Origin of the sequence: Streptomyces monashensis, from assembly GCF_001866665.1 — a bacterium.
GTDB classification, from domain to species: Bacteria; Actinomycetota; Actinomycetes; order Streptomycetales; family Streptomycetaceae; genus Streptomyces; species Streptomyces monashensis.
Genome location: NZ_MLYO01000076.1, coordinates 104049 through 118534 on the forward strand (window position 1 = coordinate 104049; position 14486 = coordinate 118534).

The 14486-nt window shown below is 71.8% G+C and carries 12 protein-coding genes and 1 pseudogene; 8 read left to right on the plus strand and 5 right to left on the minus strand.

Features of this window, described 5'->3' with window-relative positions; genetic code table 11:
- The first annotated feature begins 29 nt into the window (after nt 1–29).
- Both BIV23_RS37885 and BIV23_RS37890 read left to right on the plus strand, forming a co-directional pair.
- Nucleotides 30–569 carry a toxin-antitoxin system, toxin component gene (locus BIV23_RS37885; protein ID WP_071385571.1) on the plus strand — a complete coding sequence of 180 codons (540 nt, stop codon included), beginning with the start codon at nt 30–32 and terminating at the stop codon, nt 567–569.
- Nucleotides 570–745: 176 nt separating this feature from the next.
- On the plus strand, nt 746–973 hold the full coding sequence (locus BIV23_RS37890) for a hypothetical protein (protein ID WP_071385524.1): 228 nt from the start codon (nt 746–748) through the stop codon (nt 971–973).
- Nucleotides 974–1044: 71 nt separating this feature from the next.
- Here the strand turns inward: BIV23_RS37890 and BIV23_RS37895 are convergent, their stop codons facing one another.
- On the minus strand, nt 1045–1725 hold the full coding sequence (locus BIV23_RS37895) for a 4'-phosphopantetheinyl transferase family protein (RefSeq protein ID WP_071385525.1): 681 nt from the start codon (nt 1723–1725) through the stop codon (nt 1045–1047).
- Entirely contained in the window at nt 1673–2578 is a 906-nt protein-coding gene (locus BIV23_RS37900) for a metallophosphoesterase family protein (RefSeq protein ID WP_071385572.1), read from the minus strand. Before BIV23_RS37900 ends, BIV23_RS37895 begins: the two co-directional genes overlap by 53 nt.
- Nucleotides 2579–2851: 273 nt before the next feature.
- On the opposite strand from BIV23_RS37900, the gene BIV23_RS37905 reads away from it, so the two are divergent.
- The gene (locus BIV23_RS37905) at nt 2852–3979 is read left to right on the plus strand and encodes an ATP-grasp domain-containing protein (protein WP_071385526.1); all 1128 of its coding nucleotides are present in this window, start codon (nt 2852–2854) and stop codon (nt 3977–3979) included.
- Nucleotides 3980–4059: 80 nt separating this feature from the next.
- On the opposite strand, the gene BIV23_RS37910 is transcribed toward BIV23_RS37905, so the two are convergent.
- From BIV23_RS37910 to BIV23_RS37920, 3 genes are read right to left on the minus strand one after another with little or no spacing between them, the layout of a single operon-like run.
- Nucleotides 4060–7104, minus strand: a complete 3045-nt coding sequence (locus tag BIV23_RS37910) for an alpha-mannosidase (RefSeq protein ID WP_071385527.1) — start codon at nt 7102–7104, stop codon at nt 4060–4062.
- 57 nt (nt 7105–7161) lie between these two features.
- Nucleotides 7162–8499, minus strand: a complete 1338-nt coding sequence (locus tag BIV23_RS37915; protein WP_071385528.1) for a 6-phospho-beta-glucosidase — start codon at nt 8497–8499, stop codon at nt 7162–7164.
- A complete protein-coding gene (locus BIV23_RS37920; protein ID WP_071385529.1) occupies nt 8496–9269 on the minus strand; it encodes a DeoR/GlpR family DNA-binding transcription regulator in 774 nt (257 codons plus the stop codon). Before BIV23_RS37920 ends, BIV23_RS37915 begins: the two co-directional genes overlap by 4 nt.
- A 157-nt stretch (nt 9270–9426) precedes the next feature.
- On the opposite strand from BIV23_RS37920, the gene BIV23_RS37925 reads away from it, so the two are divergent.
- The 5 genes and pseudogenes from BIV23_RS37925 (at nt 9427) to BIV23_RS37945 (ending at nt 14428) form a co-directional block, all read left to right on the plus strand.
- A complete protein-coding gene (locus tag BIV23_RS37925; RefSeq protein ID WP_079173659.1) occupies nt 9427–10569 on the plus strand; it encodes a PfkB family carbohydrate kinase in 1143 nt (380 codons plus the stop codon).
- Nucleotides 10570–10612: 43 nt separating this feature from the next.
- Nucleotides 10613–11899, plus strand: a pseudogene (locus tag BIV23_RS37930) (ABC transporter substrate-binding protein).
- A complete protein-coding gene (locus BIV23_RS37935; RefSeq protein WP_071385530.1) occupies nt 11899–12858 on the plus strand; it encodes a carbohydrate ABC transporter permease in 960 nt (319 codons plus the stop codon). The pseudogene BIV23_RS37930 and the gene BIV23_RS37935 overlap by 1 nt, the downstream one beginning before the upstream one ends.
- A gap of 14 nt (nt 12859–12872) precedes the next feature.
- Nucleotides 12873–13778, plus strand: a complete 906-nt coding sequence (locus BIV23_RS37940) for a carbohydrate ABC transporter permease (protein ID WP_079173654.1) — start codon at nt 12873–12875, stop codon at nt 13776–13778.
- Nucleotides 13779–13894: 116 nt separating this feature from the next.
- The gene (locus BIV23_RS37945; protein WP_483883314.1) at nt 13895–14428 is read left to right on the plus strand and encodes a DUF4981 domain-containing protein; all 534 of its coding nucleotides are present in this window, start codon (nt 13895–13897) and stop codon (nt 14426–14428) included.
- The last annotated feature ends 58 nt before the right edge of the window (nt 14429–14486 follow it).

Consider the following 14486-nt stretch of genomic DNA (forward strand, 5'->3'; position numbering starts at 1 on the left):
TGGGGAGGACTGTGGGCATCGGCAGGGACATGCGCCGGCTGTGCAACGAGCTGGTGGGCGGGCTGGCCCTGCCCGTGCCGGCGCCGCCGCGCGAGCTGTACCGTGCGCTGTGCGAGGAGATGAGCCTGCGCCGCGGCCGCCCGGTCCACTTCCGTACGGCTCCCTTCCCGTCCGGTACGGCGAGCGGGCTGTGGCTGGATCTGACCGATCGCGACATCGTCGTCGTGGAGGAACGCACCGCTCCCGGACACCAGTTGGTGATCCTCGGGCACGAGCTGTGGCACATGCAGGCGGACCACCGCGGGCACCACGTGGGCGGGATGGGGGTCGCCACCCGGCTGCTGGACGACGACACCGACCGGACCGCGCTCCAGGCCGCGGTGCAGCGGGTCGCGGCCCGCACCCGGTTCGAGCTGGCCGACGAGCGGCAGGCCGAGACCTTCGGGCTCCTCCTGGCCAGCAAGTGCCGTACCTGGCTGGACGGTTCGGCGCTGCGCGGCCCGGTGCAGCGCGACGACGTGGCGGGCCGGATCGAGGCGAGCCTGGGCTACCCCGGCCCCCAGGGCTGACACACCGCCGCGCCCGGTCCTACGGGGCGCCGCACCCCGGCACCTGGGGTCCGGGCTGCGCCGAGCGGGCGATCCGGGGCGCAGCCGGAGGGCGTTGTCAGTGGTGGGCGGCAAGCTGGTGGTGTGCGCCCGCCGCGGGGCGTACACCGCGACGCCTACCCGGGGAGAGCCGACCGATGTTCACCGCCGTACTGACCGACCGTGAGCGCACCGCCGTACAGGCCTACCTGCGGCTGCTGCACACCGTCCGCGCCGCCTTCGACGGCCCGGCGGACGGCGGCCGGCCCGCCGTGGTGCCGCCCGCCGTGCTGGCCGAGGCCGAGCAGGCCCTGGCCCGGGCGGGCCTCACGGGCAACGAGGAGCAGTTCTTCCGCCTGCTGCGCGACTGGTGCCCGCCCGCATGACCGCGCGCCGGGCCGGGCGGCCACCGCCCGGGCGTCACACGTGCGGTACGGCGTCCATGGGCGGTACGACGTCACGCGTGCGGTACGACCACGGAGGTGGCCACGAACCCGTCCCGTACGACCCACTGCCCGTCGAAGGCCTGGAGCCTGCGGCCGTCGACCTGGGGTCCGGGGACGAGGAGTTCGGCGTGCAGGGTGCCGCGGTCGCCGCCGTCCGGGTCCGGGTGCAGGATGATGTCGGCCTCGGAGAAGTTCAGCCACTTGCGCGTGAGCGGGAACCACGCCTTGTAGACGGACTCCTTGGCGCTGAACAGGATCCGGTCCCAGTGCACGCCGGGCCGCCGCGCGGCGAGCCGGGCGAGACGCCCGGACTCGGCGGGCAGGAGGACGGCCTCGCCGACGCCCTCGGGCAGCGGGCCGTGCGGTTCGGCGTCGACACCGACGGAGGCCAGGTCGCCGTCGCGGGCGAGCACGGCGGCGCAGTAGCCGTCGCAGTGGGTCATGCTGCCGATCAGGCCGGCCGGCCAGACGGGGGCACCCCGCTCACCGCTCACGACGGGCTGTGCGGGCACCCCGAGCTTCTCCATGGCGCGCCGGGCGCACCCGCGGACGGCGGCGAACTCACGACGGCGCTTGGCCACCGCCCGCCGGACGAGCGCCGCTTCCTCGGGATAGAGCGGGGCGTCCCACAGCGGGTCGTCACTGCGTGCCTCCACGACCACGACCGACTCCGGGAGCAGCTCCTCGAACACCGGTTTCGCCCTCCATCGGCAGGATACGACGCAGCCTGCCCGGGGTTTCCGAACGCTTGCGCCACTCACGGGGATAGCCCACGGAGACCTCCACGAAGCGGACTCCGTCGTGCCAGGTCGTGCGGGGGATGTGCAGATGACCGTAGACCATGGTCGCGATCGGGAACCGGCGGTGCCAGTCGGCGGTCAGCGTGGTGCCGCACCACATGGCGAACTCGGGGTGCCACAGGACCTCGGTGGGGTGCCGGTGCAGCGGGTAGTGGTTGGCCGGCACGACGGGCAGGCCGTCGGGGAGCGCGGCGAGCCTGCGCTCGGTCTCGGCGACCCGGGCCCGGCACCAGGCGTCCCGGGTCGGATACGGGTCGGGGTGCAGCAGGTACTCGTCGTTGCAGACAACGCCGGTGCTTTCCGCGTAGGCGAGGCCCTCGGCCTTGGTGGCGCAGCCGGCCGGCAGGAAGGAGTAGTCGTACCCGAGGAACAGCGGGGCGACGGCGACCGGGCCGCCCGGTCCGTCCCACACCGGGTAGGGGTCCTCGGGGGTGACGACGCCGAGCCCGCGGCACATCGCGACCAGGTGCTCGTACCGGGCGACGCCGCGCAGGGTGACGGTGTCCTTCGGGTGGGTCCACAGGTCATGGTTGCCCGGCGCCCACAGCACCGTGCGGAAGCGGCCCGCGAGCGTGCCGAGGGCCCAGCGGATGTCGTCCACGGTCTCGGCGACGTCACCGGCGACGATCAGCCAGTCGTCGTCGCTCGTGGGCCGCATGGCCTCGACCAGGGCGCGGTTCTCCGGATAGGTGATGTGCAGGTCGCTGATGGCCAGCAGCTGTCCGGCCCCGGCCGTCGGCTCCACCCCGTGCCCCTTTCCGATCATCCTCCGTCTCGACCACAAGAACATACTCCCGGAGCCGGGACAAGGGGGGCACGGGCCCGGCAGGGGGACTCTAGGGGGTTCGTGAATCCGTAACCCCGGCGTTGCACGAGCGGGCACTTGAAAGCCTTATGATCGCCCCAACACCGTCGCCCCAACTTCCCCTCTTCACAGGGGCTGTTCGGTGTCCCTTCCTTCCTTCTGCCCGGGCACGGGCCGCTCCGCCCTGCCCGAAATCCCCGAAAGGCGGCCTGCATGCTCTCTCGCGTACGCGTCTGGCTCAACCGCACGTACGCGGAGAACGTCTTCTTCATGGAACAGCTGCGGAGAAATCCCAGCGACCGCGCCGTGGAGATCCATGCGACGCACGGGGACCCCGACTCCCCCGTGCTGGCCGCCGCCGACACCGCCGAGCTCGAGCCGGAGGGCCTGTCTCCGGCCGCCTATGTCGAGTACGCCCTCGACCAGTGCGCCCGGCGCGGTATCGACGTCTTCGTGCCCCGGCTGCACCAGGGGGCGATCGTGGCGCACCGCGCCGACTTCGCGGCGGCGGGCACGGCGCTGCTGGCACCGACCCCGGAGGCGGTGGCCGTGTTCGAGGACAAGGCGACCGCGTACGAGGCGGTCCGCTCGGTGGGCGTCCCCGTGCCGCCGTGGTGGCGGGTGCGTACGGCCGACGAACTCCTCGCCACGGTCGAGGAGTTGGAGTCGGCCGGGCACAAGGCGTGCTTCAAGCCGGCCGCCGGTGCGGGCGGGGTCGGCTTCCGGGTGATCACCCGCGCCCCGTTCTCGCTGGCCCATCTCGCGGGCTTCCCCGGCCCGTACGTACAGCTGGACCTGGTCCTCGAAGCCCTGCGGCGTGCGCAGGAACTGGTGGACTGGCTGGTGATGCCGCGACTGGAGCAGCCCGAGGTGTCCGTCGACGTCCTCACCGGGCCGGACAACCGGGTGCGGCTCGCGGTGGGCCGCACGAAGAACGGCCGCCGGCGCGGCTTCACCCTGGACGAACGCTGGCTGGCCCCGGCCCGGCTGATCGCGGAGGGCTTCGGGCTGCACCACCTGTCCAACATCCAGTTCCGCATGCACGGCGACGAGCCGGTGCTGCTGGACGTCAACACGCGGCCGGCCGGGGGCCTGCACCAGCTGTCCCTGTGCGGGGTGAACGCCCCGTGGGCCGCCGTGCGGTTGGCCCTCGGCGAGGACCCGGGCGTGCTCGAGCCGCCGTTCCTCGGGCAGGACTACACGGTGGTGTCGGGGCCTCGCCCGCTGCTGCCCACGGCGTTCCCGCGGCAGAGGCAGGCGTCGCAGGAGGCCGGGGTTGTGTTGCCGGTGGCGCCGTTGCCTGTGCAGGCCGCTTCGGCGGCGCAGGCGCTGCCGCTGTAGGCCGCCTGCCGGGTGCGGGTCCGCCGTGGCTCGTCGCGCCGTCCGCCCGCGCCCCGTCGGGGCGCGGGCGGACGCGTGTCTCAGCGGCTCACTGCCAGCCGCAGTGTCCGCACCTCGAACGGCCGCAGCTGCACCGGTACGGCGTTCCCGTCGGTCCCGGCCGGTTCGAGCGGGCGTTCCAGCAGGTCGGTGATCTCGGCTCCGGCCAGGGGGAACCCGGTGCGCAGGACGCCGTTCACACGGCCGCCCCGGGACTCGTAGAGCCGGACCACCACGTCCCCGGAGCCGTCGTCGGCGAGCTTGACCGCCTCCACGGTCACGCCCTCGCCCTCGGCGCGGACGACGGGCTCGGGCTCGCCCGCCGAATCGGCCACGCGCAGTGGGAGGTTGAGGGCGTAGCCCTCGGCGACCGCGTCCTCGATGCTCGCACCGGGCAGCAGCGCGTAGGTGAAGCGGTGGCGGCCCTGGTCGGCCTCGGGGTCGGGGACGCGTGGGGCGCGCACCAGGCTGAGGCCGACCGTGGTCGTCGTGCCGCCGTCCTCGCGGACCGTGCGGGTGACGTCGTGGCCGTAGGTGGAGTCGTTGACGATCGCGACGCCGTAGCCGGGCTCTGCGATGTGCACCCAGCGGTGTCCGGACACCTCGAAGCGGGCCGCCTCCCAGGTGGTGTTGGTGTGGGTGGGCCGCTGGACGTGGCCGAACTGGATCTCGGCGTGGGAGTGCGCGGCGCGCACGTCGACGGGGAAGCCCGCCTTGAGGATCTTCTCCGTCTCGTGCCAGTCGATGTCCGTCTCGATGTCGATCCGGGCGCTGCCGGCGCGGACGGTGATCGTCTGGGTGATGCGGGAGCCCTTGCCGAAGGAGCGGACCACGCGGATCGCGCCGAGGAGAGGGGTCTCCTCTACCACGGTGACCGAGTCGGGCTCCAGCAGGTCGGTGTAGCGGTTGCGGTAGTGCTTGTCGATGTCCCAGGCATCCCAGTAGTTGGGGAGGTCGGTGTGCAGGCGGAGGAGGTTGCCGGGGCCGGCGAGGACTTCGCGGTCGGATCGAAGATCGCATACAGAAGACAGTGTTCCGTCTTCAGCCACCTGTACACGGACGATCCCATTCTGCATACACCGCCCGCTCACCGTCACCGGCTGCGGCGGCTCGGCCGGGACCAGGGGCGCGGAGCCGTTCGCGGGCACCTGTACATACACCGGCGCGCCCTGCGGTGTGCGGACCACCTCGGCGCGGTCGCGGGGGCTCGTGTTGAACACGCGGGGCGTACCGGTGCCCAGGGCGGCGATCGCCTCGCCGGTGAGCGCCGTGAGTTCCCGTGCCACCCGGGCGTACTCGGCCTCGGCCTCGCGGTGCACCCAGGCGATGGAGGAGCCGGGCAGGATGTCGTGGAACTGGTGCAGCAGGACCGTCTTCCACAGCCGGTCCAGTTTCTCGTACGGGTAGGCGTACTCCGGTGCGTGCAGGGCGGCCGTGGTGGCCCACAACTCGGCCTCCCGGAGCAGGTGCTCGCTGCGGCGGTTGCCCTGCTTGGTGCGGGCCTGGGTGGTGTAGGTGGCGCGGTGCAGTTCCAGGTACAGCTCGCCGACCCAGACCGGTGCGTCCGGGTACTCGGCGCGGGCCTTGGTGAAGAAGACGTCCGGGTGCTCGATCTCGACCTTCGCCGAGCCCTCCAGGTCCTTCAGGCGGCGGGCGCGTTCCATGATCTCGCGGGTGGGGCCGCCGCCGCCGTCGCCCCAGCCGAAGGGGGCGAGGGAGCGGGTGGCGCCGCCCTTCTCGGCGTAGTTGCGCACGGCCCGGGACAGTTCCTCGCCGCTGAAGCGGGCGTTGTAGGTGTCGATGGGCGGGAAGTGGGTGAAGATCCGGGTGCCGTCGATGCCCTCCCACCAGAAGGTGTGGTGGGGGAAGGTGTTGGTCTGGTTCCAGGAGATCTTCTGGGTCAGGAACCAGTCGTTGCCGGCGAGCTTGGCCAGCTGCGGGTAGGCGGCGGTGTAGCCGAAGGAGTCCGGCAGCCAGACGCCCTTGGTCTCGATGCCGAAGTGGTCCATGAAGAACCGTTTGCCGTGCACGAGTTGGCGGGCGAGGGCCTCGCCGCCGGGCAGGTTGCCGTCGGCCTCCACCCACATGCCGCCGACCGGCGCCCACTGGCCCTTGGCGACGGACTTCTTGATCCGCTCCCACACGTGGGGGTAGTTGTCCCGGACCCACTCGTACTGCTGGGCCTGGGAGCAGGCGAAGACGAACTCCTCGTACTCGTCGGCGAGCGCGGTGACGTTGGAGAAGGTGCGGGACGTCTTGCGCTTGGTCTCGCGGATCGGCCACAGCCAGGCGGAGTCGATGTGCGCGTGGCCGATGCCGGACAGGATGTGCGCGCTGGCGTGGGCGGGCTTGGCGAGCACGGGCTTCAGGGCTTCGCGCAGGGCGGTCGCGGAGCCGGCTACGTCGTCCAGGTCGAGCAGGTCCATGGCCCGGTCGAGGGCGTGGGTGATCTCGTGCCGGCGCGGGTCGTGCTCGCCCAGCTCCCGCATCAGTTCACGCAGCACCTGGAGGTCGAGGTCGAGGTGCCAGACCTCCTCGTCGAGGACGGCGAGGTCGGCACGGCGGAATGTGTACAGGGGACGGTCGCCTGCGGTCCGTACATCGCCGAGCGCGGTGGGTGCGCTGAACTCGTTCGCGAGGATGTCCGGGTTGGAGGCGGCCTCCACCAGATACTCGACGACTTCTCCGCCGGCGGCCGGGCGGGCGACCGGCACGTACTGGTTGAGCGGGTTGACCGCCTTGAGCGGGGTGCCGTCGGTGAGGTGGACGAGCGCCTCGGCCTGGTTGCCGGGCCAGTCGCCGACGAAGCCGAGGTCGATGACGGACTCGACCCGCCGGCCGGCCCAGTCCGCGGGGACCTCGCCCCGCATCCGGAACCAGGTCGTGCCCCAGGGCGGGCCCCACGGGGTGTCCATGGCGAACGGGGTGTACGGGGCGGCCGCGGCCTCTTCGAAGGGGACCGGTTCCCCGGGCGCCTGCCAGGCCGCCACCTCGAAGGGGACGCGGGCCGCGTAGACGGCGGGCTTGATGCGCTGGTCGTGGAGGCGGGCGACGCGTTCCTCGATGCGGCGGCGTTCGTCGTGCATGGCGGTCTCCAGGAGGGAGAGACGAGCAGAAGGACTGAAAGCGCTTACTAAGACTGCTCACTTAAGGTACGCGAGGCCAGGATGGACCTCGGCGTAGCCCTCGACCAGTCTGCGGGCGACGGTGACCGAGTCGACCAGCGGATGCAGCGCGAAGGCCTTCACGGCGGTGTGCCGGGAGCCGGACTCGGCGGCGGCGAGCACCTCGCGCTCGACGGCCTTGACCGAGCAGACCAGTCCGGTGGCGTGGCCGGGCAGCGGGGTGACCGAGACGGGGCGGGCGCCGCTCGCGTCGACCATGCAGGGGACCTCGATGACGGCGTCACCGTCGAGCGCCGAGAGGGTGGTGCCGTTGCGCACGTTCAGGATCAGCGTGGTGCGCTCGTCGCGGGCGATGGCCCGCATCAGGGCGAGGGCGACCTTCTCGTACCCCCCGGACAGGTCGTCGGCCTCGCGCTCCCCCGCGCCGGCGCTCTCCCGGTTCTCGGCCATGTACGTGGCCTCGCGCTCGGCCCGGGTGCGGTCCCAGGCCGTGAGCGCGGAGGCGTCCGGGCGCAGGGCGTCGTCGTAGAAACGGGCCTGCTGGTCGCGCAGGAAGGCGCCCCGGGTGCGCTCGGCCTGCTGGTAGGCGTGCACGGCTTCCCGGTTGAAGTAGTAGTAGTGCAGGTACTCGTTGGGGATCGCGCCGAGCGACTGGAGCCAGTCGGTGCCGAAGAGCCGGCCCTCCTCGAAGGAGCCGAGCAGCGCGGGGTCGGCGAGCAGGCGCGGGAGTTCGTCGCGTCCGGCGACGCGCAGGCCGCGCACCCAGCCGAGGTGGTTGAGGCCGACGTAGTCGACGAAGGCCCGCTTCGGGTCGGCCCCGAGGGCGCGGGCGATCCGGCGGCCGAGGCCGACGGGCGAGTCGCAGATGCCGATGACGCGGTCGCCGAGGTGGCGGGACATGGCCTCGGTGACCAGGCCGGCCGGGTTGGTGAAGTTGATGACCCAGGCATCGGGGGCGAGCCGGGCCACGCGGCGGGCGATGTCGGCGGCGACGGGGACGGTGCGCAGGCCGTAGGCGATGCCGCCCGCGCCGACGGTCTCCTGGCCGAGGACGCCCTCGGCGAGCGCGACCCTCTCGTCGTTCGCCCGGCCCTCCAGCCCGCCGACGCGGATCGCGGAGAAGACGAAGTCGGCACCGGTGAGCGCCTCGTCGAGGTCGGTGGTGGCGCTCACCCGGGGTGCGTCGGGGATCCCGGCGGCCTGTTCATCCAATACACGAGATACTGCATACAGTCGACGGTCGTCCAGGTCATGGAGGACGACCTCGGTGACCCGCCCTTCGGCGTGGTCGGCCAGCAGTGCACCGTATACGAGCGGCACGCGGAATCCGCCCCCGCCCAGAATCGTCAGCTTCACCTCTGCACCCTTCCCCGGTCGTCCGCCACGACCACCTCGACTCCGGCTTCCTGCAGAGCGGAGCGGGTGGCCGGGTCCACCGGCGCGTCCGTCACCACCGCGTCCAGGTCCTCGGGACCGCACACCTTCGCCATGCCCGTGCCCGGGAACTTGGCGGCGTCCGCGAGCAGGACGACCCTGTCGCTCGCCGCGATCATGGCCCGCTTGACCGGCACCTCGACCACGGTCGTGTCCATCACCTGCCCGCCCGGCCGGATCCCGCTGGTGCCGAGGAAGAGCCAGTCGGCGTGCAGCTGGCGCAGGTTGTCCTCGGTGAGGAAGCCGACGAGGGAGCGGTACTCGCGGCGGACCATGCCGCCGAGCAGCACCAGCGCGATGTCCTCGTCGTCGGCCAGCTCCTCGTAGACCACGAGGTTGCTGGTGATGACGGTCAGGCGGCGGCCGTGCAGGTGCCGGGCGAGCCGGTAGGCGGTGGTGCCGATGTCGAGCAGGACCGACTGGCCGTCGGTGATCATGGCCGCCGCCCGGGCCGCGATGGCGTCCTTCTCGTCGACGCGCACCTCGGCGACCTCGGCGAAGGGCTGGTCGCCCTCCTCGACGACCGCGCCGCCGTGGACGCGGGTGAGCAGGCCGTCCTCCTCCAGTCTGACCAGGTCGCGGCGGACGGTGGCCGGGCTGACGCCGAGCTGCTCGGACAGCTCGGCGACGGAGGCCGGACCACCGGAGCGCAGGACGCTCAGGATGCGTTGATGTCGTCGTTCTGCCAGCACGGCATGAACAGTACTCGTCATCTCCGCTCAACTCCATGCTCAATTCTGCTCGACTATTGACCAACTCGGCCGGGGAGCGCACGATTCCGTGCACCGAAGTGAAGCGACCTGAAGAGTTCCGACGATCCGACGCCGACGGGAGGACGTCTTCGTGTCCGTGGACGACGAGCGGCCCGACGTGCTGTTGACCGGGCTGCTCTTCTACGACCTCGTCCTCACCGGGCTGCCGGGGCCGCCGGTGCCCGGCGAGGAGATCTGGACCTCCGGCATGGGCTGCGGCCCCGGCGGCATCGCCAACCTGGCCGTCGCCGCCGCCCGGTTCGGTCTGCGTACGTCGCTGGCCACGGTGTTCGGCGACGACTTCTACGGCGCCTGGTGCCAGGAGGTGCTGGCCGGACAGGAGGGCGTCGGTCTCGCGCGGTCGCGCACGGCACCCGGCTGGCCGACCCCGGTCACCGTCGCCCTCGCCCTGCCCGGTGCGCCCGGCGCCGACCGCGCGCTGGTCACCCACGGCGAGGAACCGCCGTACTCCCAGGACGAGTTGCTGGGTGATCCGCCCGCCGCGCGCACCGCGCTGGTCCATCTGGAGGCCGAGGCGCCCGCCTGGCTCGGCAAGGCCGCCGCGAACGGCACCCGCGTCTTCGCCGACGTCGGCTGGGACCCGGCCCGCCGGTGGTCCCGGGACGTGCTCGACCAGCTCGCGCTGTGCCACGCCTTCCTGCCCAACGAGGCGGAGGCCACGGCCTACACCCGCACCGACACCGCCGTCGCCGCACTCGGGGTGCTCGCGGAGCTGGTGCCGGTCGCCGTGGTGACGCGCGGCGGTCGGGGCGCGATCGCCGTCGACCAGACGACCGGCGAGTACGCCGAGGTCCCGGCCCTCGACATCGGTGTCGTGGACGCGACCGGCGCCGGCGACGTCTTCGGCGCGAGCTTCGTGGCCGCCTCACTCGGCGGCTGGCCGCTGGCCGAGCGGCTGCGGTTCGCCGTCCTCGCCGCCGGCCTGTCGGTGGCCCGGCACGGCGGGGCGCTGGCGGCCCCCGGCTGGTACGGCGTCGACCGCTGGTGGCGGACGCGGAGCGACCCCGAACTGCGGCGCGCCTACAGCTTCCTCGCCGACCGCCTGCCCGCCGACCCGGGCCCGCCGCCGCGCCCGGCCCCGGTCACCCCGCCGGCGTGGCCCGCACCCGCGACCGCGCCGGAGCGGGGCGCGCCCGTCCCCGCGCCGGGCCGGCCCGCACCGGCGGCATCGCCCGTCCCGCACTCCGACGACGATCCGCCCGCCACGGCGCGGAGCTGATCCCCTCTCGCGCGTCGACGACATCCGAAAGGCGGTGGGAGCTGTGCGGCTCTCCCGAAGAGGCCTGCTACGGGCGGGCCTCGGCACGACGGCCGCCACGGCGCTCGGCGGCCTGGCGTCGGGCTGTGCCGTGCCGACCGGCTCGACCGGCCGGAACATGGTGCTGTGGTACTGGGACGGCGGCCTCGGCGACACCGTCCTGAAACAGGCCAGGAAACGTTTCGACGGGTCCGTGGCGCTACGGGCGGTCAAGATAGGCGGTTACTACCGCTCGAAGCTGATCACCACGATGGCGGGCCGGGCCCACATCCCCGACATCGCGGGCCTCAAGGGCGAGGACATGGCGTCCTACCTGCCCGATGCCGACCAGTTCGTGGACCTGCGCACGCTCGGCGCGGAAAAGCTCCGCCACCGGTATCTGGCCTGGAAGTGGGAGCAGGGTCACGCGGCCGACGGCCGGATGGTCGGGTTCCCGATCGACTGCGGCCCGGTCGCGCACTACTACCAGTAAGAGGTGTTCCGCCGGGCGGGTCTGCCGTACGAACCAGCCGATGTGACACGTGAGCTGGGCAGCTGGGAGACGTTCTTCGCCGCCGGGGAACAGCTGCGGAAACGCCTGCCGGGGACGTACCTGCTGACCGACATCACCAGCGTCTTCGAGATGTCGGTCAACCAGGGCACGAAGCGGTACGTCGACAGGGAGCGGCACTTCATCGGCGACCAGGAACACGTGCGTACCGCGTGGGACCGGGCCGTGGAGGCCAAGCGGCGGCGGATCGTCTCCGACCTGGTCAGCGGCACCCCGGACCAGCTCTCGGCCGTCCAGGACGGCAAGCTGCCCAGCCAGCTCAACGCCTCCTGGGCCACCAACGACATCAAGACGGGGGTGCCGAGGACCACGGGCCGCTGGCGGGTGGCGGCCTGTCCGGGCGGGCCGTCGAACATCGGCGGCTCGTTCCTCTCCGTCACCAAGGCCTGCCGGGAGCCGGAGGAGGCGTTCCGGATCATCAGCTGGGTACTGGACGCCGCCAACCAGGCGCAGGGCTTCGTGGACGCCGGCCTGTTCCCGTCCACCCCGGCGTCGTACGGCCTGAGAACGCTGCGCGAGCCCGATCCGTTCTTCGGCGGCCAGATCACCATGGACGTCTTCGGGCCCGCCGCGCAGAAGATCCCGGTCGCCTACGACAGCCCGTACGACACCGCCCTTTCGCAGCCGGTCAAGGACGAGATCAAGAACGTCGGCGTCCTCGGCAAGGACCCCGAGCAGGCCTGGAGGGACGCCATGCACACCTGCCGGCGCATCGCCGAACACCTGGGGGTGAGCTACTGATGGCCACGGCCCTGGACGGCAAGCCCTCGCCCGTGCTCGCGGATCCGTCCGCCGTCCGCGGAAAGCGGGGCCGGCGCGCGTACTGGCACCTCTACGCCGCCATCTCCCCCTTCTATCTGCTGTTCCTCTGCTTCGGCCTGGTCCCCGTCGGGTTCTCCCTCTATCTGTCCTTCCACCGCTGGGACGGTCTCGGCCGGATGGAGTGGGCGGGCCTGTCGCAGTACCGGTACCTGCTGGCGGACAGCGACTTCTGGTCCTCGATCGGGAACACCGTCGTCATCTGGGCGCTGGCCACCTTCCCCATGGTCTTCCTGGCGATGGTGACGGCCGTGATGCTCAACTCGGCGGTGCGTTTCAAGAACGTGTACCGGTTCGCGTACTTCCTGCCGAACGTCACCTCCGTCGTCGCCGTCGCGATCATCTTCGGCTCGGTGTTCTCCACCAACTTCGGCCTGGTCAACGCCCTGTTGCAGGCGGTCGGGCTGGACCAGGTGGCCTGGCTGAACACGCCCTGGGGCATCAAGGTCGCCATCGCCACGCTGATGACCTGGCAGTGGACCGGTTACAACGCGATCATCTTCCTCGCCGGGCTGCAGACCATCCCCGGCGAGCTGTACGAGGCGGCGCGGATCGACGGCGCCGGGCCCGTCGCGACCTTCTTCCGGGTGACGCTGCCGCTGATGCGGCCGGTGCTGCTGTTCGTGCTGGTCGTCTCGACCGTGACCGGTCTGCAGAGCTTCTCCGAACCCCAGGTGCTGCTCCAGAACACCGCCAACGAGTCGGCCTTCTCCGGCGGCCCCGGGCACGCGGGCCGCACGATGGTCCTCTACTTCTTCCAACAGACCTTCGACAACAACGACTTCGGCTACGGCGCCGCCGTGGCCTGGGGCATCTTCCTCGTCGTCGCCCTCTTCTCGATCGTCAACTGGCGCCTGGTGCAACGCCGGGGCGAAGAATAGGCAGGCCGCACACCATGGCAACCACCCACGGCACACGACGGCCCCGCACCGTCAGGGAAACCCGGAGCATCAGGGGCACCCGGACCGGGCGCATCAGGGGAACCCGCGGCAGAGGCATCGCGCTGCACGCCGTCCTCGTCCTCGGTCTGCTGCTGTCGGCCTTCCCGTTCTACTGGGCCGTGATCATGTCGACGCACACGTCGAGCGAGATCTTCTCCTTCCCGCCGAAGCTCCTGCCGGGCTCGCACTTCCCGGAGAACGTCCGTCATCTCTTCGCCGCCGTCGACTTCTTCGGCTCCATGCTGAACTCGCTGCTGGTCGCGGGCTCGGTGACGGTGCTGGTGCTGTTCTTCGACTCGCTGGCCGCGTTCGTCTTCGCCAAGTTCGCCTTCCCCGGCCGACGGCCGCTGTTCGCCCTGCTCATGCTGATCTTCATGGTGCCGGCGCAGCTGGCCGCCATCCCGCAGTTCGTGATCATGGCGAAGCTCGGCTGGATCGGCTCGATGACCTCGCTGGTCGTGCCGGCGTCGGCCAACGCCTTCGGCATCTTCTGGATGCGCCAGTACATGCGGGGCGCGATCCCCGACGAGCTGCTGGACGCCTCCCGCATCGACGGCGCGCACTTCCTGCGCCAGTACTGGCACGTGGCCCTGCCGGTGGTCCGGCCCGGGCTGGCCTTCCTCGGCATCTTCACCTTCATGAGCCAGTGGAACGACTACGCCTGGCCCCTGATCGCCCTGACCAACCCCGACAACGTCACCCTCCAGGTCGCCCTCTCCCAGCTGAACGGCACCCACGGCACCACCGACTACGGCATGGTGATGACCGGCGCCCTGCTCGCCCTGGTCCCGCTGCTGACCGTGTTCGCGATCGGCGCCCGGCAGATCATCGGAGACCTCGCCAAGGGGGCCATCCGATGAGGGAACCCTGTCGGGGGCCGGTGATGGGTCACTTTCCGTAATCGGTTACCGAGTCCACCCCGGCTCTTCAGGGCGGCTTCATCCGCCGGCCCCGGGGCCACGGAATGGTGCAGCGCGTGAGCTACGGAAGACCGGCCGGGCGCATGGACACCGGGCCGCACGAGCACCGGCAGCGCGGGGCCGCGGTCCGCATCCGGTGCCACCGGCACGAGGGAATCGTCCTCGCCAACGACCACCACGTCCCCGGTCTCGGCCGGCTGGCGGCGACCTGGGAGTTGGTGCGGGCCGACGGGAGGACCCTGGCCGCCCCGGCCGAACTGCCCGATCTGCGGCCGGGCGAGACGGCGGCGGTGTCTCTGCCGTTCGGGCTGCCACGGGACGGCGGCGCGGCCTGGCTGACCCTGCGGGTGCTGACGGCGACGGACGAGCCGGGGGCGCCGCGCGGTACGGAACTGTGCGCGCCCCGGATCCTGCTGCCGGCCACGACCACCACCAAGGCCACCACCGCCACCGCCACGACCACCGTCACCAGGTATCCCGAACGCGCCACGCCCGCCGGGCACACCGAGGCTGAGACTGCCGTAGGGCCGCCGTCCCGCCCGGCACCGGCCGTGAACCGCCGCCGCAGTCGCCCCCTGCGTGCCCTCTGACCCCGAACCGCTCTGCCCTTCTCAGTGACCTCCAGTGATCTTCAGCGACCTTTACGGA

Excerpts from the sequence above, each read along its gene's own strand:
- BIV23_RS37885 (WP_071385571.1), top strand. The coding sequence starts at position 30 with ATGCGCCGGCTGTGCAACGAGCTGGTGGGCGGGCTGGCCCTGCCCGTG.
- BIV23_RS37890 (WP_071385524.1), top strand. The coding sequence starts at position 746 with ATGTTCACCGCCGTACTGACCGACCGTGAGCGCACCGCCGTACAGGCC.
- BIV23_RS37905 (WP_071385526.1), top strand. The coding sequence starts at position 2,852 with ATGCTCTCTCGCGTACGCGTCTGGCTCAACCGCACGTACGCGGAGAAC.
- BIV23_RS37910 (WP_071385527.1), bottom strand. The coding sequence starts at position 7,104 with ATGCACGACGAACGCCGCCGCATCGAGGAACGCGTCGCCCGCCTCCAC.
- BIV23_RS37935 (WP_071385530.1), top strand. The coding sequence starts at position 11,899 with ATGGCCACGGCCCTGGACGGCAAGCCCTCGCCCGTGCTCGCGGATCCG.
- BIV23_RS37940 (WP_079173654.1), top strand. The coding sequence starts at position 12,873 with ATGGCAACCACCCACGGCACACGACGGCCCCGCACCGTCAGGGAAACC.